24 protein-coding genes are annotated in these 25,636 nt (G+C 42.3%); 13 read left to right on the top strand and 11 right to left on the bottom strand.

Annotated features, from left to right (window positions below; all coding sequences use genetic code 11):
- The first annotated feature begins 83 nt into the window (after positions 1 to 83).
- From moaA to moaC, 5 genes are read left to right on the top strand one after another with little or no spacing between them, the layout of a single operon-like run.
- Complete coding sequence (moaA, locus tag CYQ88_RS01630; protein ID WP_101839598.1) at positions 84 to 1,079, top strand: GTP 3',8-cyclase MoaA; 996 nt, start codon at positions 84 to 86, stop codon at positions 1,077 to 1,079.
- 40 nt (positions 1,080 to 1,119) lie between these two features.
- On the top strand, positions 1,120 to 1,371 hold the full coding sequence (gene moaD, locus CYQ88_RS01625; RefSeq protein ID WP_101839597.1) for a molybdopterin converting factor subunit 1: 252 nt from the start codon (positions 1,120 to 1,122) through the stop codon (positions 1,369 to 1,371).
- Between the two features lie 3 nt (positions 1,372 to 1,374).
- The gene (gene moaE / locus CYQ88_RS01620; protein WP_101839596.1) at positions 1,375 to 1,851 is read left to right on the top strand and encodes a molybdopterin synthase catalytic subunit MoaE; all 477 of its coding nucleotides are present in this window, start codon (positions 1,375 to 1,377) and stop codon (positions 1,849 to 1,851) included.
- Between the two features lie 37 nt (positions 1,852 to 1,888).
- Positions 1,889 to 3,094 (top strand): gephyrin-like molybdotransferase Glp, encoded by a 1,206-nt coding sequence (glp, locus tag CYQ88_RS01615; RefSeq protein WP_101839595.1) that lies wholly within the window; start codon positions 1,889 to 1,891, stop codon positions 3,092 to 3,094.
- 11 nt (positions 3,095 to 3,105) lie between these two features.
- Positions 3,106 to 3,612, top strand: a complete 507-nt coding sequence (moaC, locus tag CYQ88_RS01610; RefSeq protein WP_101839690.1) for a cyclic pyranopterin monophosphate synthase MoaC — start codon at positions 3,106 to 3,108, stop codon at positions 3,610 to 3,612.
- Between the two features lie 13 nt (positions 3,613 to 3,625).
- Here the strand turns inward: moaC and CYQ88_RS01605 are convergent, their stop codons facing one another.
- The 6 genes from CYQ88_RS01605 to CYQ88_RS01580 all read right to left on the bottom strand — a co-directional run bounded on the left by CYQ88_RS01605 (position 3,626) and on the right by CYQ88_RS01580 (position 8,853).
- Positions 3,626 to 4,285, bottom strand: a complete 660-nt coding sequence (locus CYQ88_RS01605; protein ID WP_101839594.1) for a hypothetical protein — start codon at positions 4,283 to 4,285, stop codon at positions 3,626 to 3,628.
- Positions 4,282 to 4,866 carry a hypothetical protein gene (locus tag CYQ88_RS01600; protein ID WP_101839593.1) on the bottom strand — a complete coding sequence of 195 codons (585 nt, stop codon included), beginning with the start codon at positions 4,864 to 4,866 and terminating at the stop codon, positions 4,282 to 4,284. The genes CYQ88_RS01605 and CYQ88_RS01600 overlap by 4 nt, the downstream gene beginning before the upstream one ends.
- 128 nt (positions 4,867 to 4,994) lie before the next feature.
- Positions 4,995 to 7,082 (bottom strand): EAL domain-containing protein, encoded by a 2,088-nt coding sequence (locus CYQ88_RS01595; RefSeq protein WP_101839592.1) that lies wholly within the window; start codon positions 7,080 to 7,082, stop codon positions 4,995 to 4,997.
- Positions 7,083 to 7,204: 122 nt separating this feature from the next.
- Positions 7,205 to 7,627 carry a thioredoxin TrxC gene (gene trxC, locus CYQ88_RS01590; protein ID WP_101839591.1) on the bottom strand — a complete coding sequence of 141 codons (423 nt, stop codon included), beginning with the start codon at positions 7,625 to 7,627 and terminating at the stop codon, positions 7,205 to 7,207.
- A gap of 69 nt (positions 7,628 to 7,696) precedes the next feature.
- Positions 7,697 to 8,146 (bottom strand): hypothetical protein, encoded by a 450-nt coding sequence (locus tag CYQ88_RS01585; RefSeq protein WP_101839590.1) that lies wholly within the window; start codon positions 8,144 to 8,146, stop codon positions 7,697 to 7,699.
- A 335-nt stretch (positions 8,147 to 8,481) separates the two neighbouring features.
- Entirely contained in the window at positions 8,482 to 8,853 is a 372-nt protein-coding gene (locus tag CYQ88_RS01580; RefSeq protein ID WP_101839589.1) for a hypothetical protein, read from the bottom strand.
- A 214-nt stretch (positions 8,854 to 9,067) separates the two neighbouring features.
- On the opposite strand from CYQ88_RS01580, the gene CYQ88_RS01575 reads away from it, so the two are divergent.
- Both CYQ88_RS01575 and CYQ88_RS01570 read left to right on the top strand, forming a co-directional pair.
- Positions 9,068 to 11,830: a retention module-containing protein gene (locus tag CYQ88_RS01575; protein WP_101839588.1), complete on the top strand. Its 2,763-nt coding sequence runs from the start codon at positions 9,068 to 9,070 to the stop codon at positions 11,828 to 11,830.
- Positions 11,831 to 11,930: 100 nt separating this feature from the next.
- Positions 11,931 to 13,313, top strand: a complete 1,383-nt coding sequence (locus CYQ88_RS01570) for a Sel1-like repeat-containing protein kinase family protein (protein WP_101839587.1) — start codon at positions 11,931 to 11,933, stop codon at positions 13,311 to 13,313.
- A gap of 22 nt (positions 13,314 to 13,335) precedes the next feature.
- On the opposite strand, the gene CYQ88_RS01565 is transcribed toward CYQ88_RS01570, so the two are convergent.
- Positions 13,336 to 13,755 carry a hypothetical protein gene (locus CYQ88_RS01565; RefSeq protein ID WP_101839586.1) on the bottom strand — a complete coding sequence of 140 codons (420 nt, stop codon included), beginning with the start codon at positions 13,753 to 13,755 and terminating at the stop codon, positions 13,336 to 13,338.
- A 99-nt stretch (positions 13,756 to 13,854) separates the two neighbouring features.
- Here CYQ88_RS01565 and CYQ88_RS01560 point away from each other — a divergent pair, with 99 nt between their 5' ends.
- Positions 13,855 to 14,370 carry an adenine phosphoribosyltransferase gene (locus CYQ88_RS01560; protein ID WP_101839585.1) on the top strand — a complete coding sequence of 172 codons (516 nt, stop codon included), beginning with the start codon at positions 13,855 to 13,857 and terminating at the stop codon, positions 14,368 to 14,370.
- A gap of 51 nt (positions 14,371 to 14,421) precedes the next feature.
- Here the strand turns inward: CYQ88_RS01560 and argH are convergent, their stop codons facing one another.
- Both argH and CYQ88_RS01550 read right to left on the bottom strand, forming a co-directional pair.
- The gene (argH, locus tag CYQ88_RS01555) at positions 14,422 to 15,810 is read right to left on the bottom strand and encodes an argininosuccinate lyase (protein WP_101839584.1); all 1,389 of its coding nucleotides are present in this window, start codon (positions 15,808 to 15,810) and stop codon (positions 14,422 to 14,424) included.
- Between the two features lie 101 nt (positions 15,811 to 15,911).
- Entirely contained in the window at positions 15,912 to 16,454 is a 543-nt protein-coding gene (locus CYQ88_RS01550; protein WP_101839583.1) for a thioredoxin fold domain-containing protein, read from the bottom strand.
- A 215-nt stretch (positions 16,455 to 16,669) separates the two neighbouring features.
- Between CYQ88_RS01550 and hemC the strand changes: the two genes are divergently transcribed.
- The 4 genes from hemC to CYQ88_RS01530 are packed head-to-tail and all read left to right on the top strand — an operon-like array spanning position 16,670 to position 20,910.
- On the top strand, positions 16,670 to 17,599 hold the full coding sequence (hemC, locus tag CYQ88_RS01545) for a hydroxymethylbilane synthase (protein ID WP_101839689.1): 930 nt from the start codon (positions 16,670 to 16,672) through the stop codon (positions 17,597 to 17,599).
- Positions 17,586 to 18,374: a uroporphyrinogen-III synthase gene (locus tag CYQ88_RS01540; protein WP_101839582.1), complete on the top strand. Its 789-nt coding sequence runs from the start codon at positions 17,586 to 17,588 to the stop codon at positions 18,372 to 18,374. Before hemC ends, CYQ88_RS01540 begins: the two co-directional genes overlap by 14 nt.
- A complete protein-coding gene (locus tag CYQ88_RS01535; protein ID WP_101839581.1) occupies positions 18,371 to 19,714 on the top strand; it encodes a hypothetical protein in 1,344 nt (447 codons plus the stop codon). The genes CYQ88_RS01540 and CYQ88_RS01535 overlap by 4 nt, the downstream gene beginning before the upstream one ends.
- Positions 19,714 to 20,910, top strand: a complete 1,197-nt coding sequence (locus CYQ88_RS01530) for a heme biosynthesis HemY N-terminal domain-containing protein (RefSeq protein WP_101839580.1) — start codon at positions 19,714 to 19,716, stop codon at positions 20,908 to 20,910. Before CYQ88_RS01535 ends, CYQ88_RS01530 begins: the two co-directional genes overlap by 1 nt.
- 50 nt (positions 20,911 to 20,960) lie before the next feature.
- On the opposite strand, the gene CYQ88_RS01525 is transcribed toward CYQ88_RS01530, so the two are convergent.
- Together CYQ88_RS01525 and pta are read right to left on the bottom strand one after the other, a co-directional pair.
- Positions 20,961 to 22,127 (bottom strand): acetate/propionate family kinase, encoded by a 1,167-nt coding sequence (locus CYQ88_RS01525; RefSeq protein ID WP_101839579.1) that lies wholly within the window; start codon positions 22,125 to 22,127, stop codon positions 20,961 to 20,963.
- Positions 22,124 to 24,214 carry a phosphate acetyltransferase gene (gene pta, locus CYQ88_RS01520; protein WP_101839578.1) on the bottom strand — a complete coding sequence of 697 codons (2,091 nt, stop codon included), beginning with the start codon at positions 24,212 to 24,214 and terminating at the stop codon, positions 22,124 to 22,126. The genes CYQ88_RS01525 and pta overlap by 4 nt, the downstream gene beginning before the upstream one ends.
- A 184-nt stretch (positions 24,215 to 24,398) precedes the next feature.
- On the opposite strand from pta, the gene hemW reads away from it, so the two are divergent.
- Positions 24,399 to 25,595 (top strand): radical SAM family heme chaperone HemW, encoded by a 1,197-nt coding sequence (gene hemW / locus CYQ88_RS01515; RefSeq protein ID WP_199170145.1) that lies wholly within the window; start codon positions 24,399 to 24,401, stop codon positions 25,593 to 25,595.
- Positions 25,596 to 25,636 lie beyond the last annotated feature (41 nt).

Raw genomic sequence — 25,636 nt, 5'->3', positions numbered from 1 at the left:
ATTAAAATGTCTGTTTCAAATAGCATTGAGACAGATCAAAAAGTTTGTAAAATAGCGTTATATTCAAAAAGAGATAACGCTTTATGCCTTTGATCGATCCCTTTAATCGAACCATTAACTATTTAAGAGTTTCTGTGACAGACCGCTGTAATTATCGGTGCGGTTACTGTATGCCTGAACAAGGCGTGCATCCCGAAGGGCGTCATACGGAGTATTTAGACTTCGATGAGTTGGCGCGAATTGTTGAAGCGTTTGTCGCTCTCGGGGTAACAAAGGTTCGGATTACGGGGGGTGAGCCTTTAGTTAGAAAAGGATTAACCGACTTTGTTGGGTCCATTAGTCCTTTGGATGGCTTGCAAGAAATCGCTCTGTCAACCAATGCGCATCATTTGGCTAAACATGCTCAACCGTTAAAGCAGGCGGGTCTTCATCGAGCCAATATTTCGATTGATTCTTTACAACCACATAAGTTTAATCAAATCACCCGTGGTGGCGATTTAAAAAAAGTGTTGCAGGGTGTGGACGCTGCGCTGGAAACGGGCCTTAATCCAATCAAATTTAATATGGTGGTGATGCAAGGTACCAATGACGATGAAATCGAAGCCATGGTGGATTATGGCATTGAAAAAGGGGTTGAAGTTCGGTTTATTGAAACCATGCCCATTGGGCCAGCAGGGATGAGCATGATGGATCAGCATTATCCGATGGAAAAAATTTTAGCGCGTGTTCGAGCGCACTGTGGAACGAATCTAATTCCTGCAACAGGCAAGTCTCATGATGGCCCATCGAAAAACTTTCAAATTGCCGGTACAGACGCCAAAATTGGTGTGATATCGGCGGTTTCACAACATTTTTGTGAGAGCTGTAATCGGGTGAGATTAACGGCGAGAGGGGTATTAGCTTTATGTTTGGGTCAAGAGGATTCAGTGGATTTACGTCAACCCTTACGACAAGGTATCTCGGATGATGGCTTGCAACAGCTGATTATTGATGCCATGTTAAAAAAACCGGAAAGACATTTTTTTAAAGAGAATGTTCATAATATTGAATTTCGTCAAATGGTGTCATTGGGCGGATAAGCTTGGATGTATCAAGTCTGTTAGTTTTGGAGAGAAGAAAATGTTAGATATTTTGTATTTTGCAAGTTTTCGGGAAGCATTAGGACAAAGCCAAGAACAATTGCCTTTGGCTTCTTATAAGACGGTTTCTTGTTTGTTGGATGATTTAGCAACGCGCGGCGATGCTTGGCAGCATGCATTGAGTGCCAACCCTAATTTACAGATAGCCGTGAATCAAACTATTGCCGATCGTTCAACCCAATTAAATGCGGGAGACGAAGTAGCGTTTTTCCCACCGGTGACAGGGGGCTAGTTAATGGCGGATTTTCCGTTTATCAAGGTACAAGCAGACGATTTCGATCTGACAACGGAAGTTAAAGGGTTGCGTGAAGGCCATAAAGATATTGGCGCGGTAGTGGCTTTTGTCGGCACGGTGCGTGATATTAATGAAGGCGAAGACATTTGTGCTTTGGAATTAGAACATTATCCGGGAATGACCGAAAAGGCGTTAGAATCAATTCGTTTGCAAGCGCATGAGCGCTGGCCTCTACAGAGTAGTTTGATCATTCACCGTATCGGACAAATGCAACCCTGTGACCAAATTGTATTGGTTGCGGTGGCGTCACGTCATCGTGAAGCGGCTTTTGAAGCGGCACATTTTATTATGGATTATTTAAAGACCAATGCGCCCTTTTGGAAGAAAGAAACTTTACCAGATGGTGAAGAAAAATGGGTTGATGCGCGCATATCGGACAAGGAAGCCGAAGCCAAGTGGTTGCCGAAAAACCCTTGAACAATATTAACCCATTAACCGTGTTTAGAGAGTTATTATGAAGTCATTTGATGAAGCCTTATCCTTTTTATTAGAACAAGCCACGATTACCCCGCATACTGAAAAGGTTAGCTGTGCGCAAGCTCAAGGCCGAATATTGGCTGCGCCCGTTGTGTCATCGGTTAATGTGCCGCCTTATGATAATAGTCAAATGGATGGCTATGCTATTGATGTAATGGATTTAACGCATGAAGAGGTGTTTGAAGTCAGTCAACGCATCCCCGCGGGAAGTATGCCTTCGCCATTAAAAATTGGCACCGTGGCACGCATATTTACCGGAGCGCCTATTCCTGAGTCGGCCAATGCCGTTATTATGCAGGAACAAACAGAAACCTTAGGGGATAAGGTCAAAATTGACGCTGAAATGGCCAGGCCTGGGCAAAATATTCGCCGTATGGGAGAAGACATTGCCAAAGGAGATGAGATCTTGGCAAAGGGTCACCGATTAAGAGCGCAAGACTTAGGCTATATCAGTTCCATAGGTGTTAAAGCAGTTGAAGTCTATCGTCCGTTGAAAATTGCGATTTTTTCAACGGGAGATGAGTTACTAGAACCGGGGGAAACGCCTGAGCCAGGAAAGATATTTAATTCGAATCGTTATGTGCTCTCGGGTGCAATTCCGCAGCTCGGCTTTGAGTTAATGGATATGGGGCGTGTAGAAGATGATTATGAAGCGACCTTGGCCGCCCTTAAAGAGGCAGAAAAACAGGCAGATGTGGTGATGACCACGGGTGGCGTTTCTGTGGGTGAAGAAGATCATGTTAAAGCCGCGGTTGAGGCATTAGGGTCCCTAACCATGTGGCAAGTGAAAATGAAGCCAGGTAAGCCGCTTGCCTTTGGCAAAATTAATGAAAAGCCATTTATTGGGTTGCCAGGCAACCCCGTCTCTGCCTTCTCAGTGTTTTATTTATTTGCGCGACCTTTTCTGCTTAAAATGCAGGGGATGGAGAACTACTGCTTGCAGCCCTATTGGTTGCCGACAGACTTTGATTGGACAAAGCCAAACTTTAGAAGGGAATTTGTTCGTGTTAAACGGGTGAATGACTCAGATGCCAAACAAACTCGATTAGCGTTATTTTCGCATCAAGGATCGGGCGTTTTAACGTCAACGGTTTGGGCGGAAGGGTTGGCGGTGATTCCGGAAGACTCAGTGGTTAGAAAAGGCGATCTGCTCGCATTTTATCCGTTTAATGACATGATCTAATGGGTGATACTATGGAAAATAACAAACAACAAACATTGACCCATCTAGATGAGAAGGGTCAGGCGCGGATGGTTGATGTCAGTGATAAATCTCATACTCATCGTGAAGCGAGAGCCATGGCCGTCATTTCAATGCAACCAGCCACCTTGCAAATGATTCTGGATGGCAAGCATAAAAAGGGCGACGTTCTGGCGACAGCGCGCATTGCCGGCATTATGGCTGCAAAACGCACGCCAGATTTAATTCCAATGTGTCACCCGCTGATGCTCACTTCCGTTAAGGTTGAATTGTTGCCCAATGTTGACAATAACACGATTGAAATTACTGCGATTTGTAAGCTGGTCGGCCAAACTGGCGTGGAAATGGAAGCTTTGACGGCGGCTTCAACGGCTGCGTTGACACTGTATGATATGTGTAAAGCGGTTGATAAAGCGATGGTCATTCATGATTTACAGCTATTAGAAAAGAAGGGTGGTAAAAGTGGGCACTGGCAAAGAGCCAATACCCTTAAACAATAATTCTTAGAGAGATTTATTGAATCTTTGGGCTGTACTGTAGAGCCTCTGGTCCTTCGTGATCAAGTAAGATTTCAAGCCCTTTTTCTGGATAAAACCAGTGATCAAGGCCATCTGATTGGGTTTCAATGCGTTGAGGGTCGCCAAAACGCATTTTGATGGCTCTTTCGGTTAACTGTTTCTTGGGAATCAAGGTGATCAAGCGTATGGGTTGGTTCATCAGTTCATTAGCATCCGCTGTTTGAGGCGTCACTTCTCGGTTTCCTAAGGCTGTCACCGTTGTTTTGATTCCCCTGTCATAAATCTGCTCAAGTTTTTCAGGATCAACCGCAATACCCAAGGCAACAGTGCCTCGAATATTGCTAAAGGTCACATTGCCAAAATAAATTTCGGCGCTTTTTTGGGATTCATCCTTTTGTGAAAAAATTTTGACTTCAATATCATTTCCAAAATATGCTTTGGCATCCAAGGCGGTACTTTTATTGATAGTCAAGCCTAGTGCTTCCAGTTGATTTTGAGCATTGTACTGACTTTTCCAGGGCAATGCCGTTTCAGGAAGGTCTATTGGACTGGGCGGCATAAACATCAGAATCGCTGTAAGTCCCACAGCAATAAACAGTGCAATAAAAAAAGGGGAAGTGCCTTTTTTAGTCGAGTTTGGGGCTGAAGGTGTCATGAAGATGTATGTTCCTGTTTGGCAGGGGGTTCGTCTAATTCTGCATTGCTATTTGTATCTCTAGGGCAGAACTGTTCGATTTTGTTATCGATAATCCCTTTACCAGCGTCATAAACGGAGATTCCAGTTTGTAGGAAGTTATAAAGGACGGTGAAAAAAACCACAAGTGCGCCAAAGAAGGTGCCAATTTTCTCGATAATGGAGGTTGAGGAGTCGCTTTCTGAAAAGTCATTCATCATCATGCCACCACCGACGATATCGCCTAAGATTCCTGAAACACCAATAACAACAATTGCAATCAGATAAGAAATTAACAGGTTACGACCTCTTCGCCAAGCCAGTGTCCAGTGCGCGCTTACAAACCAACTGTCCCTTTCAGCGACCGCTTTTCGATGAAAATAAAGATAGGCGATGACCATTGAAGAGATGAGGGGTACCAAAATAAAGTAATAAGGATTTCCGTGTCCCATTTCTAAAGCCGCTTGTGAAATGGCTAAGTGTGTGACAATGACATTGATATTGAAAATATGATGAGGGTTTTTTGCGAGGTGTTTTTCTTGGTCGGTTACTTGATAGTGCATAAATACTCTCTACGTTAGTTAGTGGAGGTTTAGGGGTTATTTTGCATCTTAATGACTAAATTATTATCAGCGCTAAGGATTATACCTTAATTTCCTATTTCTTAAAATTTGAGTATTGGCTTGTTCCTCTAACGCATAAAAGGCATTAAAAACTCAGTGAATTCATCCGCTGGCATGGGCTTTCCAAATTTAAAACCTTGAAAGGTCTGGCATCGTCTTTTTTGAAAGAAGTCGACATGAAACTTTTTCTCAATACCTTCCGCAACTACATTTAAGTTAAGGCTTTCTGCCATTGCCAGAATCGTGTTTACAATGGCCTGTCCTTCAGTGGTTTCCATATTTTTAATAAAGGAGCGATCAATTTTAATGGTGTCAATAGGAAAACTTTGTAAATAGGCAAGCGAAGAGTAGCCCGTACCGAAGTCATCAATAGAAAGTGAAACCCCAATTTTTTTTAGGTTTTTAAGGATGCGAATATTTTCATCTGCTCGTTTCATGGCTAGACTTTCTGTAATTTCTAGATCCAAGTCTTTTGCTTCTAATGAAGAATTGAGTAATAAGTTAGTTATGTCCTCTGTCAAGGTTGGGTTTGAAAATTGTCGACTCGATAAGTTAACACTCATTTGTAAGTCTGAAAAACCCATTTTGTGCCATTTTTCTGTTTGTTCGATGGCTTGCTCAAGTACAAATTGCCCAATTTGAATAATCAGTCCATTACTTTCTGCAATGGGAATGAATTTATAGGGCATGATCATGCCATGTACAGGATGTCGCCATCTAACAAGCGCTTCTGCTCCACTGGGTTGAAGTGTTTGAGCATCAATTTTGGGTTGAAAAAAGACTTCGATTTCATGGTTTGAAAGCGCTTTCTGTAAATCATTTTCCAATAAGACTTGCGCTTTTGATTCGGCATTCATGTCAGATTGATAAAACATAAACTGATTTCCGCCAGCTTTCTTGGCCTCGTTGCGGGCAATATTGGCATGGGCAATCAGTTCACTGGCACTGTTCCCATCCTGTCTAAGGAGGCTGACACCCATCGAAAAGGTAATATAGATTTCTTGATCTTGGATGGATATGACACTCGATATTTCTTTAAAGATCCGGTTTAGTGATAAGTTAAGCTCTTGGGTTGATTTTGCACTTTTGATTAGAATGGCAAACTCATCACTTCCCAATCGAGCGACAAAGTCATCTTCTCTAGTAACCGTTTTTAGCCGGTTGGCAACTGTTCTAAGCAACGCATCACCATCTTCCTGACCTAAATGGTCGTTAATCTTCTTAAAACGATCAATGTCGAGAATGATAATGGCACTGATTGTATTTTTATCGGCATTGGTTTGTTCAAAAAAGTCGGTGAGGTGTAGATTAAAATGAGATCGATTTGCTAAGTCAGTCAGTTTGTCATGGCTTGCTTGATAATCAATTAAGTTTTCTGCTCGATGTAGCCTAGAAATATCCTGAACAGATCCGGTAATTTTAGTTATTTGGCCTTTTGAATCAAAACTGGCTTCGCCAAGACAATCAATGTAAGTCAACTGATTATTATGATTAAAAACGCGAAAACTAATTTGAAGGGTTTTCAGTTCGGGTTTAGCATCTTCAATTGCGCCAAGAACCATAGGTAGATCTTTGGGTATGATGTTCCGAAAAAACTGATTTAGAGTTAGCGTTTCTTGCCTGGGCACATCAAACAACTCAAATGCAGAGTCTGAAGCGATAATCCTATTGGACTTAGCATTCCATTCCCAATAGCCTAATCGTGCAAGACGTTGTGCATATTCCAGCTGGGATTGGCTGATTCGTAATTGGTCTTCAATATGGCTGACTTTTAAAGCTTGTTGAATTCGTCTCATTAGCCATAGCCAATTAATGGGTTTGGAAATCACATCTGTTGCGCCGCATTGGTAAGCATTCTCTGCACTATGATGACTGTCTTTGTCAGTAATGATGAAGATGGGCGCTGTGGTGATTCGTTCAAGTCGTCGAATGGCTTTGGTTGTTGAATACCCATCCATTTCGGGTAAAAAGGCGTCTAGAATGATCAAGTTCGGTGATTGTTGTGAAAATTGTTTTAAAGCCTCTTTTCCATTGTTGGCTTCTAGAACCTGAAAGTGTTGCTTTTGTAAAATATTTTTAAGCGTTGATCGAGAGTCTTCATCGCTATCTGCAATGAGAATTTTTTGGCGATATTGAAGGGGTTCAGAAAGTGGCATTATAATCCTACGCAGTTAGTATCAATATATGAAAGTTTAATTCATTTTATAGAGTAAAAAAATATTTGACCCAGTTTCTGAAACCTATCAAAGCCATAAGTAGAGATTTACAAATTTATGACCTAAATTTTACCATTTACCCAAGTTATGAAGTCTGACAAGTTCAGGGCGCCTGAAATTCTGTCAATTTCGTGGCCTTGTTTAAAAATGGCTAATGTAGGAATTGAGCGGATATTAAATTGCGCGGCCAACTGCTGTTCCGTTTCGGTATTAATTTTGATGAGTCGAGCTTTGGGCTCTATTTGTGGTGCGGCTTGTGCAAAAGTTGGCGCAAACATTTTGCAGGGTCCACACCAACTTGCCCAAAAATCGACAACTAGAGGCTGGTCGGTTTTTTGTAGGGCGCGCATAAACTGTTCACCTGTCATTTCGACAGGAGTTCCTGTAAATAAACCAGCTTTACATTTTCCACAAGTAGGAGATTTTGTTAGGTTTTCATCGCCAACACGATTAAGTCCACCGCAATGAGGGCACATTGTAATCATGGTTTTATTCCTTTGTTAATGTTTAAGTTTCAAACGCCATTTCAATTTAATTTTATAGGCAGTTTTAGCTTATTCAAGCCACTCTGGTTTTGGACTCTGTCGTTTTCCCGCATTAGCACCTTCTTGAATGAAACCGTGAATCGTTTCATTGTGGCAATGAAGAATCTCTAAAATTTTGGGGTCATTTGTGGTTAATTTTGCTTCTACACCGTTCTGAATTGAGTAGTACTCTAATAAAATATTGTCACGATATTCAAATAAAGCTGCAAAAAGAGGGTCCCATGATCGAATAGCACGTCCCATGGCAAAGCGTTTTTCCATGCCAGAAACATGTTCTTGTAGAATGGAAGCTATATGGGGGTTTGGACTAGTCGTTTTAGGGCGGATACCCATTTCAAGTAACTCAGTCTCTCGGAAAATTTCATGATGGTGTTCCATTAATTTTGAGAACAAAGCTTGGTTTTTTTTGTGTTGCTCGTCAAAGCCATGACCATGTCTATATATCCGTTTATTTTCCATTCATTGCAACTCTAAATTCAATTTCCATTCATTTTAGATAAAAAAAAAGCGTAATGTAAATGAATTCATTACGCTTATCTTTTGAGGAGTGAATTCAAAGAGCTGAGGAGGCCAATTTGAATTCTTTTCTGATTAATTTGAATTAAGTGAAAATGAAGGAATAACAACTTAAAATCAAAAAGGAAAGTGATCTCACTTAACTTGAGTTTAGTATAAAAGTCCGTCTGTTAATCTTCAATGGATTAGACTTGAAAGAGTGTTGAGGATGTTAATTAAGTATGAAGAAACTATGAAAGCCTGTTAATTAATTAACAGGCTAGTGAGCGTTAGAAGGATTAAATTTCAGCCTTTTGAGCACTAAGGTAATTAGCTTGCATTTGTAATTGGTTAGCGTATTGAGCTGTCTGGTGCGTTTCACCTTGGGTTCTTTCCGCTTGCTGCGTTTGGCTCGACTCATTACGTTCAACGCTTGGGTTTTCAACTGAGTTTCTTTCATTAACCGTTTGATAAGCTTTTAAGCCATTATAGCTTGAGGCATCAATTTTTGACTGATCAGATAATGTTACAGTCGTATTTTGAGCTGAAGAGGAAACCGCTGTTGTGCTTTCTGTCAGTTTTGGCGCTTTTGAAAGCGTATCACTTAAACCATTTGCTTGAGTAAATAGCGCTTGAGAAGCGGATGCAAGTGCAGGACCAATTGTATTCATAATTTGTTCCCCCTTTTATTAATTCTTAATTAAAGTATATAGAATTGTATTTTAAAAGTCTAGTAATCTCAATTTGTTACATCGGGCGCCATTCTTTAACACAAAAAAACAGCAAATTATGACCCTAAGGTCAATATCATTCTATTGTTGCTTTCCTTAAAATTAGAGGATATCTAATTATTATATACAAAAATTCTTAATTGAGGTGGAAGCCATGGCCGAGCAAAAAAATGAAGTATCAATTGGTAAAGTCATTACTGTAGAAGGCGAGGTCTTTATTAAGGAGTCATCTGGAGAAATTGTAGCGCTGGTTGAAGGAATGAGTGTTGCTCCTGGCCAAATTGTTCAAACGGGTTCAGATGGTTCTTTGTTAATCGAACTTTCAAATGGTCAAATATTTACCCTTGGACGAAGCTCTCAGGCCGCGTTGAGTCAAGAATTGGTTGATGATGGAAGTGAAGAAGAAGGACAGTCGACTAGTGAGTCAGTACAGGAAGCTATTAAAGCTGTTTTGGCTGGTAACCTTGATGAGTTAGATGAAACTGCAGCAGGTGAGCAGGAACCTACAAGCTCAAGCTTGCAGGCTGCTAGTGCTCTTGGTGGTTCTGGTGCTGAAGGGGAAGTCACAAGTGGTTTTGATACAACAACATTTGCGGGTGAAATAAATAATAACCGTGATACTGGCGTTGATCAGCAGAGAAACTCTGCTGCGTCTAGCGGCTCTCAAACAGCTTTATCTACCACCACAGTCACGTTGAGCACCAATGACATCAACGAAGGCGATGCAAGCGTCACCTTTACAGCGACCTTGAGCAATGCTGGTCAAACAGATGTAACGGTAAGCACCGACCAAGGCGACATCTTGATTCCTGCAGGACAAACCACAGGAACCTTAACGGTAGCCAACACCAATGGAGAAGACGTCTACACAGACGCCAGCCAAGTGAGTGCGACAGTAACAGGACTCGTGGGCGGCAACTTCGAAGCGGTCGACTACAGTACAGCGAATGCGACAGCCAATGTAGCAGACACCTTGAACACCACCACAGTGAGCCTAACAGGTGATACTTCTGTAACAGAAGGTGAAATTGCCTCTTACACAGTTACACTTGATAACGCACCGGTATCTGACATGACGGTTGATGTGACCTACAGTTTCACCTCAGCCGAAACTGGTGATATCACTACTAATACAACACAAGTTAGTTTCGCTCCGGGTGAAACTACCAATTCATTCACAGTAGCAGCAGTTGATGACGCGATTGTAGAAGGCGATGAAGTGTATGCTGTGAGCATCAGTAACCCAGTGGGTGGTGGATTTGAAAACTTAATTGTTAATCCAGATGCATCTAGCGTTAGTACAACAATTAGTGCTCCGTTAATTGAAATTAATATTTCAGCAACCGATCCATCTGCAGTTGAACCATCAATTGACGATGACCGTGATGACCGTGATGACCGTGATGACCGTGACGGACATAATGGCAATGGTAACCATTCAGGTCAATCAGATAGTGTCATGTTTGAAATCAGCCGTAGTGCCGATAATGGAAGCACGAGTAGCGTACAGTTTACCCTTGGGTCTACAGCAGGTTCAGCCATTGAGGCAGTTGATATCGCTTCTATTGTGATTACAGATTCATCTGGTTCGGTTACTTTACATAGCCAATCTGATATTAATGACTTTGTGAGTTCTGGTAGATCAATATCGTTATCTGGATCGGATACGGCAACAATTGAAATTACCCCAGCAGCAGATAATTTGGTTGAGGGGGTTGAAGCCTTTAGTGGCAGTATTTCTAGTCCAAGTTCAGATGCGGTATTAGGAACGTCGACAGCGACTGCAGAATTTATTGATCCTGCATCGGTTCTGGCAATGGATATTCTTCCTGTCATGAGCAATGAAGAAGTATTAATCGATTATGAGTCAGATGGGGGTCGCAATGCAAATCGTCATGAGACATCAACTTATGAAGAAGCACTTGCTGCTCAAAATGGTGAGAATCATCAAGCAGATAATTTGATCTTTAAAAATATCAATAATGCAGATATTGATTTTGGTGATGACGCATCAGACAAAGTGGTTGTTGTAACCGGAAATACCAATAAAGCTGAAATTGATATGGGTGAAGGTGGAAACAATGTCTTGATCTTCACAAGTCACACTCCAACAAATTGTGAGATTAAATTCGACAAACATGGCAATAATGTTGTGGTTCTTCCAATTAGTAAAGAAGATTACGACCAAGGAGATTATGACATCAAAAATGCTGATGGTATTTATTTCCTAGGAAGCCACGATGCCATTGGAGATGTTTCAGCTGCCATGGTTTCTTCTGAAATCTTGGAGGGATATGGATTCAATATTTCTGGAGACTTATCTGATACAGTGACAGTAACTGGTTTACCAGAAGATTCACAGCTAATGGTGAATGATGAAGCCCAAACAGCTGATGATAATGGCAATTATCAACTTACAATAACTGATGGTGAAATTACGGATGATGTAAAAATCACGACAGCTTCAGGGCGAGAGCTCTCTGAAGAAGAGTTGGGTAATATTCATGCAGAAGTCAGTGTCACTAACAGTGAAACCGGAGAAGTTGAAACCACGATAGTGGATGATAATTTCTTACAGGGAACAGATGATGCAGATATATTTGCCATTGATAATGATTATGCGGAAGATGAATCGATTAGTAATCAAACCTATATATCAGGCTTTGATGCTGATGAAGATGTGTTAGATATTAGTGATGTAATTAGTTCCGAAGCAACAGAAGATACATTGTCTAATTATCTCAACCTATCGTTAGTGGATGCTGATGGGGATGGCGAATCGGATGATACATTATTAACGATTGATTCAAACGGTAATGATGTTGACGGTGGCACAATTACTGAAGTATTCATTCAAGATAATGATTTTACGGATAACAATATTGATGATTTAAATATTGACTTCCAAGATCAATAATCAGGGAGGGTTCTTGTTATTAATGTTCATTTTGGTTGACGTTTTTGGCGAGAACTCCTAAAGTTGTAGTGTTTAATACAAAATGCATTGGTGATCAGATATGTCACAAACAGAAGCAATAACTGAATTGTTGAACCAGCAGCCCGATTTGTCTGATGTTCAGTTGATAAACGAAGAAGGATCTGTTTTCGTTTATAAAGTGATCCAGTTACATGAGGGTCAGTATCGAAAACAATCGGTCAGAGTTGTGACGGATATTCATAATCATTTTGAGTTGCAACGTGAAAAAGATTTAATGCATTACTTGAATCAATTTCATGAAGATTTTCCGAGATTTAATGAAATACGTAAGCAAAAGGGATGTTATTTAAAGTTTTTTGATTATGTTGGCAAGCAAACATTAGCAAAAAAAGTTAAAAAATCTAAAGGTCTATCAACTGAAGAAGCCAAAACTTTTTTAGCGAATATGATTTCTATCCTAGCACAGGTGCACTCTGTTGGCTTTGTTCATAGTAATATTCGTCCTGAGAATATTATTGTTGGCAAGGATCATTATTATTTAACTAACTGGAAGTCAGCAATGCCATCTTTAGTTTCGTTTGAGACGGAGCTTTTAGTCGGCGATCAAGCTTATACGGCGCCAGAAAGATTAAATGGCCAAGTTATTGATGCTAGTGATATTTATCAGCTCGGTTGTTGTTTATATTTTATGCTGACCGGAAAACACATCTATCGACTTAAAAAAACGACCCATCTATTTGACCAACTTTACGCCCATGCTAATCACTCACCGAGCAAAATAAATCGATTATCCATCTTCTGGCGACAGCTCATTATCTGGATGACCCAAAAAGTACCTGAAAAACGACCAGACCTGGCTGAATTACAACAGTGGTTAAAGGATGAAACGGTTCCTAAAAAAATCCGGAAACAAAAGTTAGAGATTGATAAAGGGTTTCCTCAAGACAGTTTAACTGCGCTAGCAGATGCACATTATCTGTATGCTATTTTTAAGAAAGCCAGTTTATATGAAGCTTCTGGGGACTTAGAAACGGCATTTAATTTATATGAAAGTGGCGCTTTTCAAGGCTATACTCGATCAGAAAATAACCTAGGGTTAATGTACGAGAAAGGAATCGTGGTGCGTCAATCCTATATAAAAGCAATGAATCTCTACCATCATGCCTTTGAAAAAGGTAATCCTTATGCCGCCTTTAACTTGGCTCGGTTGTTTGAGAAAGGGCTAGGGGTTAGCCAAAATTTATCACAAGCCTTTAAACTTTATCGTTTTGCCGCGATGCGAGGGCATTTACCGGCACAGAATAAATTAGGTGAGCTTTACTTGGCAGGAATTGGCACGGTTAAGAATTATGCAAAGGCACGTGCTTGGTTTGGACTTGCAGCTAATGTGGGCTACGAAGTTGCGCAACTCAATATTAAACGGTTACTGAGTGCATCAATTCAAAAAGGAGTCAGTGCTTAGTTTAGACACGCTGACAGCAAAATTAAGCTTTCGTTGTTTTATTGGCTTGTAATCTTTGGGTAAATTGAATCAGCCAGTGATTAAAAACGGGCATATCATTTTTGGTCAGCGCCATGATCTCGCGCAACTGATATTCACCAAGTGGATAGCCTGCACTCATGCAAGCGGTCTTCATTAAAAACAATATCTCTTCAGATGTAAAACGCTCATTTGGTAAAAAGTAAGTACATTTGGCCAAAAGTGTCGCTTTTAAGATCGGAAGCCACAAACTGCCAGGAACATTCTTAGGAGAAAGTAAGGTTTTATCCGGTGCGTTTGTTGCAAGCATTGATAGCAATGATTTAAGTGACGTAGCATTTAATAAATCATCAGCGACATCCCGTGCATGAGGCGGCAGGGCTTGCATTAATTTTTGTTCATAATTATTTTCCATCAACTGCATTTTCGTCATCTCCATCACACATTATAATGTCAAATTTCATTTTACCTATTTGTGATTATCAGTCATAATCTTTACAACGAATTTAAAAAGGAAAAATTAATGAGTCATCCTCTTGCACAATATTTAGAAGCCGTTCCTGATTTCCCAAAACCGGGTATTTTGTTTCAGGACATCTCCCCTCTGCTAAAAACACACTTTGTAGAAACCATAGACGCACTGTCAGCGCTTTTTAGTGAGTCGGAATGGGAATCTATCGATGATTGCGTGGGCATTGAATCCAGAGGCTTTATTTTCGCCTCGGCGCTTGCCTTCAAGCATAACAAAGGGTTTATAAAAGTTCGCAAGCCGGGAAAACTTCCGAACATTCATTCTTCAATGGAATATGGTCTTGAATATGGATCGGATAAACTGGAAATGCAAAAAGGCAATGGCAATCGAGTTCTGGTTTTAGATGATTTAATTGCAACGGGTGGTTCAATGGGCGCTGCCGCGGCTTTATGCGAAAAAGTGGGTTACGATGTTGTAGGGATGGCTTGTTTAGTCGATCTGAAAGCGCTCAACAGCTTTCAATATAATGAGATGACCGTTCGATCAGTGATTCAATTTGACGATTAAAGGTATTAAAAATGCCCAGGCCTGGGCATTTTATCTAAAATCTTTATCTATTTAGAGTGATTTTTTGGCTCTTTCAATGGCTTGTTTCACTTGGTTCGGTGCCGTGCCACCTAAATGGTTTCTGGCAGCAACCGAGCCTTCCAGTGTTAAAACGTCAAATACATCTTCGGTGATAGTGTCATGAAAGCCTTGCAAAGTGGTTAAGGACATTTCCGATAAATCTAACCCGTTTTTTAAGCCATAAGCGACCGCCAAGCCAACCACTTCATGGGCATCTCGGAAAGCCAGACCTTTTTTAACCAAGTAATCGGCCAAGTCAGTCGCGGTTGCATAGCCTCGTTTAGCAGCTTCATAAGTCGCATCCTGATTGACAATAATGGCGGGCACCATATCGGCGAAAGCTCTTAAACAGCCTTTAACGGTATCGATGGTGTCAAATAACGGCTCTTTATCTTCCTGGTTGTCCTTGTTGTAGGCCAGTGGCTGAGATTTCATCAGCGTCAGTAAGCTCATTAAATGTCCATAAACCCGTCCGGTTTTACCTCTGACCAACTCCGGCACATCTGGGTTTTTCTTTTGCGGCATAATCGAAGAGCCAGTGCAAAACCGATCCGGTAAATCAATAAATTGAAACTGGGCAGAAGACCATAACACCAATTCTTCAGAGAATCGAGAAAGGTGCATTAAGAAGGTTGCAGCAAAGCTGGTGAACTCGATTGCGAAGTCACGATCAGAGACACCATCTAACGAGTTTTCAGAGATGCGTTCAAACCTCAGTAATTCAGCGGTCATTTCCCGTTCAATGGGATAGGTTGTTCCTGCCAAAGCAGCCGAACCCAGTGGAGAGGTATTCACTCTTTTACGGCAATCTTTTAGGCGTTCAACATCGCGTTTAATCATTTCAAACCAGGCCATCATATGGTGGCCAAAGGTAACGGGTTGGGCCGTTTGCAGGTGCGTAAAGCCCGGCATAATGGTTTCAGCTTCTTTTTCAGCCAAAAGCAAAATGCCTTGTTGCAAACGTTTCATTTCCGGCAGAATTCCATCTATCTCATCGCGTAAATATAGACGAATATCGGTTGCGACCTGATCATTACGTGATCGGCCGGTATGCAATTTTTTACCAGTGATCCCAATCAAGTCTGTCAAACGTGCTTCAATATTCATATGAATATCTTCTTGCTTAATTGACCACTGCATTTTGCCAGACTCAATTTCAGATTGAACTTGCGCCAACCCGGTTTGAATCAGTTCCAGTTCAGTTTCATTTAAAATGCCAACCGCCTGTAACATCTTGGCATGTGCTAAAGAACCCTGGATATCTTGACGGTATAGACGTTGATCAAATTGGATTGAGGCGGTAAAAGCCTCAACGAATGCATCAGTGGCTTCACTAAAGCGCGCGCTAGACAGTTTTTCTTGGTTATGTTGGTTACTCATACAATCATTAGCTCTCTTGGGTTGATTGGCAAATTTTTAAAAGTGATTTTCACTGGGTTCATTACCGAATTTTGGAAAAACTCTTGTTGGGTTTTTGTCGATTAATGGGATAAATCCTGACCTGGCATTACATTAATACGCAAGGCGTTTCCCATGTTTTTATAAGCCTGGTTCAGTCGGTTGTGAATTAACGCACTGAATAACTCAATATTGGCAATACCGACGATTTTATCTGCGACTTCTTTGCCATGACCATCAATAAATATGACGGTGGGCGTCAAGTCTGCGCCATAAGATTCTGCCAACCGGTGCTTAATGATCGGTTTTCCGTTAACGCCGGCAATGGGCTGGTGATCATCAATACTCAAATACCGCATAAACATATAATGGCCTTCATAATCGCCCCCTAACGCCATTGGCGACAACACTTCATCTCGGAGTTGATGGCAGAACTCGCACCATTGCGCCCCAACAGATAATAAAATTGGCAGGTTGTGTTGACGTGCCTGTTTTGCTAATTGTTCAAGGTTCGTTAATTCTTTTAAATTGGAGGTCGGATACGCATTCGAATTGGCTTTTGCAGGTTGATCGCATGCAGTGAGCGCAAATAATGCAAGCAAAAAAATGCTCAAATAAAATCGCATGTGACCTCCAAACTCGAGATGAAATTAATCTAAAAAAAGCAAACATTCAGCGTTTTCAGAAACGAATTGCTTATTTTATCGAAAAAGGCAGGGGTTTTCAGTAAAATGGTGCCACAGATCAAACTAATGAAAAATAAGTGGAACCCACTAAAAAATGATTAGGCAGCATTGAGACCTAATTGAACCGAATGGGGTTCCCAATAATGGAAGGCAATATGAGAAAAACACTTAGAATCGCAACCCGTAAAAGTCCATTAGCAATGTGGCAGGCTGAATTTGTAAAAGCAGAATTGGAAAGACTTCATCCTGGCCTAAGTGTTGAATTACTGCCGATGTCCACGAAAGGCGATAAAATTTTAGATGTACCTTTAGCCAAAATTGGTGGCAAGGGACTTTTCACCAAAGAGCTTGAAGATCGTATGATGGCAGGCGAAGCGGATATAGCGGTACATTCGATGAAAGATGTGCCGATGGAATTGCCAGAAGGGTTTGCGCTTGGCGCCATTTTAGAACGTCATGCCCCCACGGATGCGTTTGTTTCCAATCAATATAGCCAGTTCTCGGATTTACCAAAAGGAGCGGTTTTAGGAACCTCCAGTTTGCGACGTAAAGCGCAACTTATGGCAGAACGTCCAGATTTAGTGGTAAAGGACTTACGTGGTAATGTTGGCACGCGTTTGGGCAAATTGGATGCCGGAGAATATGATGCCATCGTGTTGGCAACTTCTGGTTTAAAAAGATTGGAGTTGGAAGAGCGTATTCGCCATGAATTGTCTCCTGAAGTATGCTTGCCTGCCGTGTCTCAGGGAACTTTAGGGATTGAATATTTTTCAAAAGACCAGGAAGTGCTCGATTTAATCAAAGTGCTCAATCATTCCGAAACTGAAATCCGGACACGTGCAGAAAGGGCTATGAACCACCGCTTGGAAGGTGGCTGTCAGGTTCCGATTGGGGTTTATGCAGAGCTTAAAGAGAACGGCATCTTCTTAAGAGGTTTAGTGGGTTCTTTGGATGGTTCAACGATTTTGCGTTCAGAAGCGACGGGCGCTATTGACGATCCTGAGTCACTGGGTATTCAGGTTGCAGAAGCCTTACTAGAAAAAGGTGCTTGGGATATCTTAAAAGAAGTGTATGACACCCCCTAATGCACTGACATTACTCAATACCCGACCCAGTCATCAAGCGCTCGCCTTAAACGACTTATTACAGCAGCATGGGTTTCAGGTTTTGAATTGTCCGGCATTGAGCATTGTGTCCGTGCCGTTACCACCATCGGCTTTGGATGAGTGGACACAATTTGATAAGGTCTTTTTTATCAGTCAAAATGCAGTTAACCATTTGATTGAGCAGTGGCAGTCGTTAAAGGGGCGTAAAACTTTTTTTGACGTCCATCAAGCCGCCTATGCGATTGGTCAAGCGACGTTTAAAGCCATGCGATTGCAACACTGGCCTGTGCAGCCGATGATGCCAGGTAAAGCCTTTATTACCGAATCATTATTAGAAAGACCGGAACTACAAGATTTAAGTGCGCAAAACTGCTTAATTATTAAAGGCGAAGCCGGGCGAGAAGACTTAGCTTCAGGACTACGCCAAGCGGGTGCTAATGTCACTGAATGGGTGTTATACAAGCGTCAGCCCATGCCACTTTGTGTTGAACCGTGGCAGGCGTTTGAAAAGGCAAAACATCCTGTGATATTGGCGACTAGCTTAAGCAGTATCGAAGCACTTCAACAAGCCTTGTCAAGGCTCAAAAATGGACAGGCCTGGTTGGTTTTACAAACTCTGATTGTGTTTAGTGATCGTATCAAAACCCAGCTACAATACAAGGGTTGGAGAGGCTCTATTTATGTGGTGGCTGAGCAAAGTAATCAGGGAATTTTAAGTGCAATGAAGCAGATTCAACAGGAACTAAGCGCATGAAATCAGATGAGCCAATTACCCCCAAAGCCTCTCAACGAGTGATTGATGGTGAAGTTGTTGATGATGGTCAGCCTGATACCAAGGCGTCTGCATCAACCAAGGCGTCAAAACTTAAAACATCTTCGCAATGGCTTCCCAAGACGTTTATGCAAAAACTGGTTGCAGTTTCACTGTTGGCATTATTGGGGTTAGGCAGCTATTGGGTGTGGCAAACCAGTCAACAAGATTGGCAGATTGAGCATATCAATCAGCTTCAAATTCAACAACAAAACCTGAAAAATACTACGAAAGCGCTTCAAGAACAACTTGATAAACAAGCTCAACAGCTTGCCCAGTTAAGTTCTTCTGAACAAACCCCCGCATTTAGCCAAGCCGATTTAGATCAGATAAAAAGTGACATTGTGCTTGTTGAAACCCAGCTTAAAGAACGGGTCTCTCAAATGTCTGAATCGCTTTCCAGCTTGTCAGAGCGTTTTTTGAAGTCTTCTGAAGACACTGTTAAAGCCGTGCTTCCCAGTGAGCAGCAACAGCAAGATGTCCAACAAACTGTTGATGCTTTGGCCTCAAAATTCAATCAGGAAGTATCTGGCCTAAAGCAGCAGCTTGGTGAATTGCTAGATTTTAAAGCGGCGCAATCTACAGAACAGACAGTGGATGCAACTAAAGCCGAGCCAAAATCACAAACGAGTCCAGCCTTGAGTGAGCTTCAGCGTCAACAGTGGATTGTTCAAATTAACACTCAATGGATTTTGGGTGCAGATGCAGCCTCAATTGCGCAACAACTCAATGCGCTTGAGCAAGCGGCGGCACTGAGTGATTGGTCACAAAAAAATACCCTTTTGCGCCTAATAGGTGAGGATATGGCGCAGCTGAAGCGAATACAAACGCAAGATGCCAAAGTTGTGCAAGCAAAACAGATCATTGACCAACTGTCTCGCCAGATACAAGCCTTGGCAAGATCGGAGACATCTCAACCTGCTATCAAAGCTTCTGAATCCACAGAGACACCCGCTCAACAGATAACAGCATGGCAGCAGTTACTTCAGAAGATTCAGGCCTTATTTAGCATTCAAAAACGGGATTCACAGCAGCAATTGAGTGAAGTTCAACAGCTGATTCAACGAGATGTATTAATTCAAAGAGCGTTATTGCATTTGGATCGGATTGATTGGGCGCTTGAGATGGGATCCAAAACCCAATTAATGACGGCCAAACAGGCGTTATCCGCATTTATGACTCAGTATTTTCCTCAAAATAAATCCATTACCGATTTATTGGCACAGATTGAATCCGATAGCCTTTCAACGCGTCAACCTCTGCAAATTACAGGAGCGCCGTAATGTCTGGGCTCATTAAATGGTCATTAGGGTTAATTTTGGCAACGGGGTTAACCTCGTTAGCCTTAATGGATACCGGCCAAGTTTCGATGGTGTGGCATGATTGGGTGATAGAAACCAGTCTGACGTTTGGCATAGCCTTGATCTTGGGTGGTTTCTTTGCAGTTTATGTCATGATTCGACTCATTATTGGCATTTGGCATCTGCCTGCTTATTGGCGAAATCGACGAGAATTAAAACGTTTTAACCAGACCGAAGCCTCGCTTTCAAAAGGGTTAATCGCACTAGAATACGGTGATTGGCATCAAGCGGAGAAGCAGTTAGTTAAAATGGCGAAGACGTCTCATGCGGGACTGGTTCATTATTTAAATGCGGCAAAAATGGCACATAATCAGGGTGCAAGTGATCGGCAAGCCAAGTATTTAGATCAAGCACGGCAAGCTTTTCCAGAAGAAAGTGTGACCATTGGTTTAGTCGAATCGCGTTTGATCAAAGCGTCAGATCCAGAAATGGCATTGGTGGTTCTGGCTGAAATTCATCAGCAGGCACCCAAAAATACTGTGATTCTGAATGAATATGCTCAATTGCTAGAAGCTCAAGCACACTGGGAAACGCTGGCACAACTCTTACCTGAGTTGAGAAAAACCAAAGCGCTGGATAAGCCCGCGCTGTTGGCGCTTGAGTCCCGTTTAATTGCTGGCAAGCTTGCACATGCCACGGAGTTGGAGAGCTTAGAAGCATTATGGCAGCCTTTAACCCAGGCGCAGAAACTCAACTCGGTGATTTTGGCTGAATATATTGAACAGAAAATTCATTTTACAGATTGGCAGGGCTTGTCAGAAATAATTGAAAAAAGCTTGTCAAAACAGTGGGATGATCGTTTAGCCTATCAATATGGCCGAATAGAGTTTGGCCCAGCCTTTACCCATTTAAAGCGCGCTGAGAAGTGGTTAAAGTCGCAGCCTCATAACCCGGTATTGTTTTTGACTTTGGGGCGACTGGCTTGTCGAGGTCAGCTGTGGGGGCAAGCTCGGCACTATTTTACCGAAAGTTTAAAATTGCGACCTGAGTTGGAAACCTTTCATGCAATGGCAAAATGTTATGAGGCGGAAGGTTTGGAATCTGAAGCCGCATTAACTTATAAAGAAGCCATTCTGCAATTAGAAGATAAAGCACCTTCTAGTTTAAAAACGCCCTAAAGGACTCTAAATCCATATAAAAATGCCCAGGCCTGGATGCTTTATGACATTTATTGAGCCTTGTGTAGCAGGGCGAGAGTTTGTTGAGCCATTTCCCATTCTTCCTGGGTCGGAATGACCCAGCAGGCGATAGGGCTGTTAGCTTGACTGATTTTAACTTCTTTATTGGGCCTCACGGCCTCATTGGCTTGCACATCGAGTTTTATGCCCATTCGCGTGGATAGGCCTTGCAATACCTTGGCTCGTATTTGCGCGGAATGTTCGCCAATGCCGCCGGTAAATACCACAGCTTGTACCTTATCCATAATGGCAAGATAACTCCCCAATTGTTGTTGTATGCGATAGACAAAACAATCGATAGCTAGGCTGGCATCGTTATTCCCAGTTTCGGCTAACGCCAGTAATTCCCGCATATCTTGATGCCCGGAAAGTCCTAATAGCCCACTTTGTTTATTCAGTAATTGATCAACGGCTTCTGCCGAATAGTCAAGATGATTGATCAAATACATTGGAATGGCAGGATCCAAATCGCCACTGCGGGTGCCCATAATCAGTCCGGCTAAAGGGGTAAATCCCATACTGGTATCAATACTTTTTCCCGCTTCAATGGCACAAATACTGGCGCCATTGCCCAGATGGATTGAAATGACATGGGTTTCGTTGGATGCAATTTGGTTAAGGTCTGCATAGCGTCTGCAAATGACTTGGTGAGAGCTGCCATGAAAGCCATAACGGCGTATTTGATGTTGTTGATAAAGCGATTTGGGCAGTGCGTATCGATAGGCTTTTTCAGGCAGGGTTTGATGAAAAGCGGTATCGAATATTGCAACCTGGCAGAGTTCTGGGTGAGTTTGGCGAAGTGTTTGAATGGGTATTAAGTTGATAGGGTTATGCAAGGGTGCGAGCTTGGCCAAAGCCTTAATTTGGGTAATGACTTGGTCATCAATCATCACTGCTTGATGGAACTGTTCGCCACCATGGACGACCCGGTGGGTGACCACATCACAATCTGCCAAATGAGTCGCTAGTCCTTGCTGTTTTAACTGTATTTCAACCTGTTGCAGAGCCCAAGAATAATCTCTGCAGGGTTGGCGGTTGTCGCTAGGGTCAGTCGTTAGATTTTCAATAATGCCATGTGAAGCCAGCTCCGAGTCTTTGCCACAAAACAAACTGTATTTTAATGAGGAGCTGCCGGCATTGAGAACCAGGATTTTCATTGTGACTCCAAGTGCTGTGCTTGAATAGCGGTAATGGCAACCGTGTTAATAATATCGGCAACCGTGCAGCCTCGACTCAGGTCATTAATGGGTTTGCGCAGTCCTTGTAATACGGGGCCAATTGCTACGCCATTGGAAGCCCTTTGCACGGCCTTATAGGTATTATTGCCGGTATTTAAATCTGGAAAAATAAAGACCGTGGCCTGTCCAGCCACTTCAGAAAACGGCAGTTTTTGTTTTGCCACCCCCGGATCAATTGCCGCATCATACTGAATGGGACCTTCGATTTTCAAATGAGGGTGCGATTGTTTGACCAGAAGAGTGGCTTGACGTACTTTGTCAACTTCTGAGCCGTTCCCCGATTCACCGCTGGCATAGGAGAGCATAGCGATACGTGGCTCTATACCAAACTGTGAGGCCGTTTGTGCCGAACTGATAGCAATCTCTGCCAACTGTTGGGCATTAGGAGATTGATTGACTGCGCAATCACCAAACACCAAAACGCGTGTTTCAAAACACATAAAAAATACACTGGAAACCCGCGTTAATCCAGGCTGTGTTTTGATAACCTGTAAGGCAGGCCGAATGGTGTCAGCGGTCGTGTGAGTGGCACCTGAAACCATACCGTCTGCATAGCCGAGATGCACCATCATGGTAGCAAAATAGCTGACGTGTGACATCGCATCCTTGGCGACATCGTAGGGTAATCCTTTGTGACGACGTAGTTGATAGAGGGCATCGGTAAATTCCGCTTTCCAAGCACTGGTATTGGGGTCAATAATCTCTACCTGGGTTAGGGATAAGCCTAGCAAGCTGGCACGATAAAGGATTTCCTCACGATTTCCCAATAAGATTGGTTTAACCACTTTTCGCTGACAGAGAATGTCACAGGCTTGCAAAATGCGATCATCATCTGCTTCAGGCAATACGATCGTTTTAAGGGATTTGCGTGCTTTTTCAAACAAACCGTATTCAAACATAATCGGTGTCATAATATCTTTGCTATGATCCTGGCAGCGTTCAACAATTTTGTCCGAGAGGGTTTGTCGTGCAACATATTGATCAAATACACCGAGTGCGAGGTTGGTTTTTCTAGGGTTATTGGCATTGAGTTTTGCTTTAACCTGTCCAACATGCATTGCACTCGGGTAGGTGTCAGTTGCCACGCTTAAAATCGGGCAGTTGCTGAATTCAATTCCAGTAATAATATTTTGAATAATGTCACAGGGCAGCAGTCCCCCTGTTAATAAAATACCGGCAATATTGGGTAAGTTGCGAGCAGACAGACTCATAATCGAGGCCATTAAGATATCACTACGATCACCCGGTACGATAATTAAATCGCCCTCACGGACACGCGGTAAAAAATGCTCAACGGTCATGGCCGCAACAATAGGGGCTTTAACCAAGCGATTAGCCGTTGTTTCTTGGCCCCAAATGACCTTGCCATCTAAAGCATCACAGACTTCTTGGATTGATGGGGTATTTAAATCCGCGACTTCCGGTAGAAAAAATATCGGTAATTCGGTTGGTGCAGGGTGCTCATTGAGTTGTTTAAAGACCATAGGGTCGATTCGGTTGACAAAAATGGCAAATGGCTCTGTATGGCTGCTAGAGTGACTTTCTAGCTCAATTTCTTTGTCAATCTCATGTTTGGATTTTGCTTGACCATTCAATACGGGTAAATAGGCACTATTAAAATGCTTTGATAAAGCGAGATTAATGTCAAAATCGATGCCACTGGCATGGCGAGAAAGTTCCATGCCTTGGACCAATACAAAGTCATAAGACTGTTGTAACTGTTTAAATTGGGCAACCAGCGTTTCAAATAAGGCATGTTTTTTATTTTCACTAATCAGTTCAGTCGCGTCTGAAAGTAGCATCCCATGCGTTTGTTCGATTGGCATGGAAAGTTGAAAAACATTTTGAATAAATTGGGTATCGAGGTCGTCATCCGTCGCGACCAAGGGTTTAAAAAATGCAATTTTTTCAAACCGCTGTCTTAGCAGTGACATCATCCCTAAAGAAATCAGTAAGCTGCCAGCATGACGTTCACGTGGTGCAATAAATAAACTGTTTGATTCCATTTGTCATTACCCTAATATGATGGACTCATTTTAAGGGAAAACCCCAGCGTAAAATAGGCTGATTTTAATATTGAGCTTTCAAGGAATCCATTTTAAAAAAAGCATAGCTGATTAATAGTTGATTAACCCATTAAATGGATAATTCAACTAAAATAGCCGTTTATTCGAGTCTAGGAGTTTCGTGTTGCAGTTTCATTCCCCGCTTCCATTATCATTGTATGTGCACTATCCTTGGTGTGAGCGCAAATGCCCATACTGTGACTTCAATTCACATAGCTTAAAATCCTCAGACAAGCCAGTGTCTGTCTCGACTCAGCGAGCTGAAGAGCAGCGTTATTTGGCGGCGATGATTCGCCAATTGGAGCAGACCTTGCCGCAAATTTGGGGTCGGCCAATACACTCCATTTTTTTCGGTGGTGGTACTCCCAGCTTAATCAGTGAAGAAGGGTTGAACCAGTTTTTGTCGCAGCTTAGAGCTTTGCTAGGGTTCGGGGCTGATGTGGAAATTACGCTAGAAGCTAACCCTGGCACTGTGGATTTAGAAAAATTTGCCGGGTTTCGGCAAGCGGGTATCAACCGATTATCGATTGGCGTGCAAAGTTTTGATGATCAAAAATTAGTTGCTTTAGGGCGGATTCACTCAGCAGCAGAAGCTATTCGAGCAATCGAGGCGGCCAAGTCGGCCGGATTTGATAACGTTAACGTTGATTTGATGTTTGCACTTCCTCAACAAACCTTGGTTCAGGCACAGCAAGATATCGTGCAAGCACTGGAATTGGCGCCCACGCATATTTCACATTACCAACTGACCTTGGAGCCTAATACGCCTTTTTACAAGCAGCCACCGCCGCTACCGGATGATGATCTGGCTTGGGATATGCAGCTGGCTTGCCAGTCGCAATTGGCTGAAGCGGGATTTGAACATTATGAAGTTTCAGCCTATGCAAAAAATAATCAGGCCTGCCGTCATAACCTGAATTATTGGCAGTTTGGCGATTACATTGGGTTGGGTGCGGGGGCGCATGGCAAAATAACTGATGCACCGAATGGCCAGATTTGGCGAACGCAAATGCCAGCCTCTCCTGGAGGCTATATGGAAATGATAGAGCGTGGTAAAATGGGGCGCCAAACAGGTTTAACCGCTGAGGATGCGCGTTTTGAATTTATGCTCAATGCATTACGTTTACAGCAGGGGTTTGAATTGTCATTATTTGAAGAAAGAACGGGACTGTCGATGCAACCGCTTGAACCTATCTTGACCCATTGGGTCGCATCAGGATGGGTGAAATTGACTCAGAACCCAGATTATCTAAGGTTAACGGATTCGGGTAAAGCCTATTTAAACCATTTACTCGAACAATTGCTCCCCGCCAGCTCGTGATTGAATGTTTAAACCGCCAAATTTAACCAAAATGAGAATAT

Origin of the sequence: Hydrogenovibrio sp. SC-1 (assembly GCF_002848135.1) — a bacterium.
GTDB lineage: Bacteria > Pseudomonadota > Gammaproteobacteria > Thiomicrospirales > Thiomicrospiraceae > Hydrogenovibrio.
The sequence above is the reverse complement of the archived record's forward strand: the minus strand, read 5'-3'. Positions and strand labels throughout refer to the sequence as shown.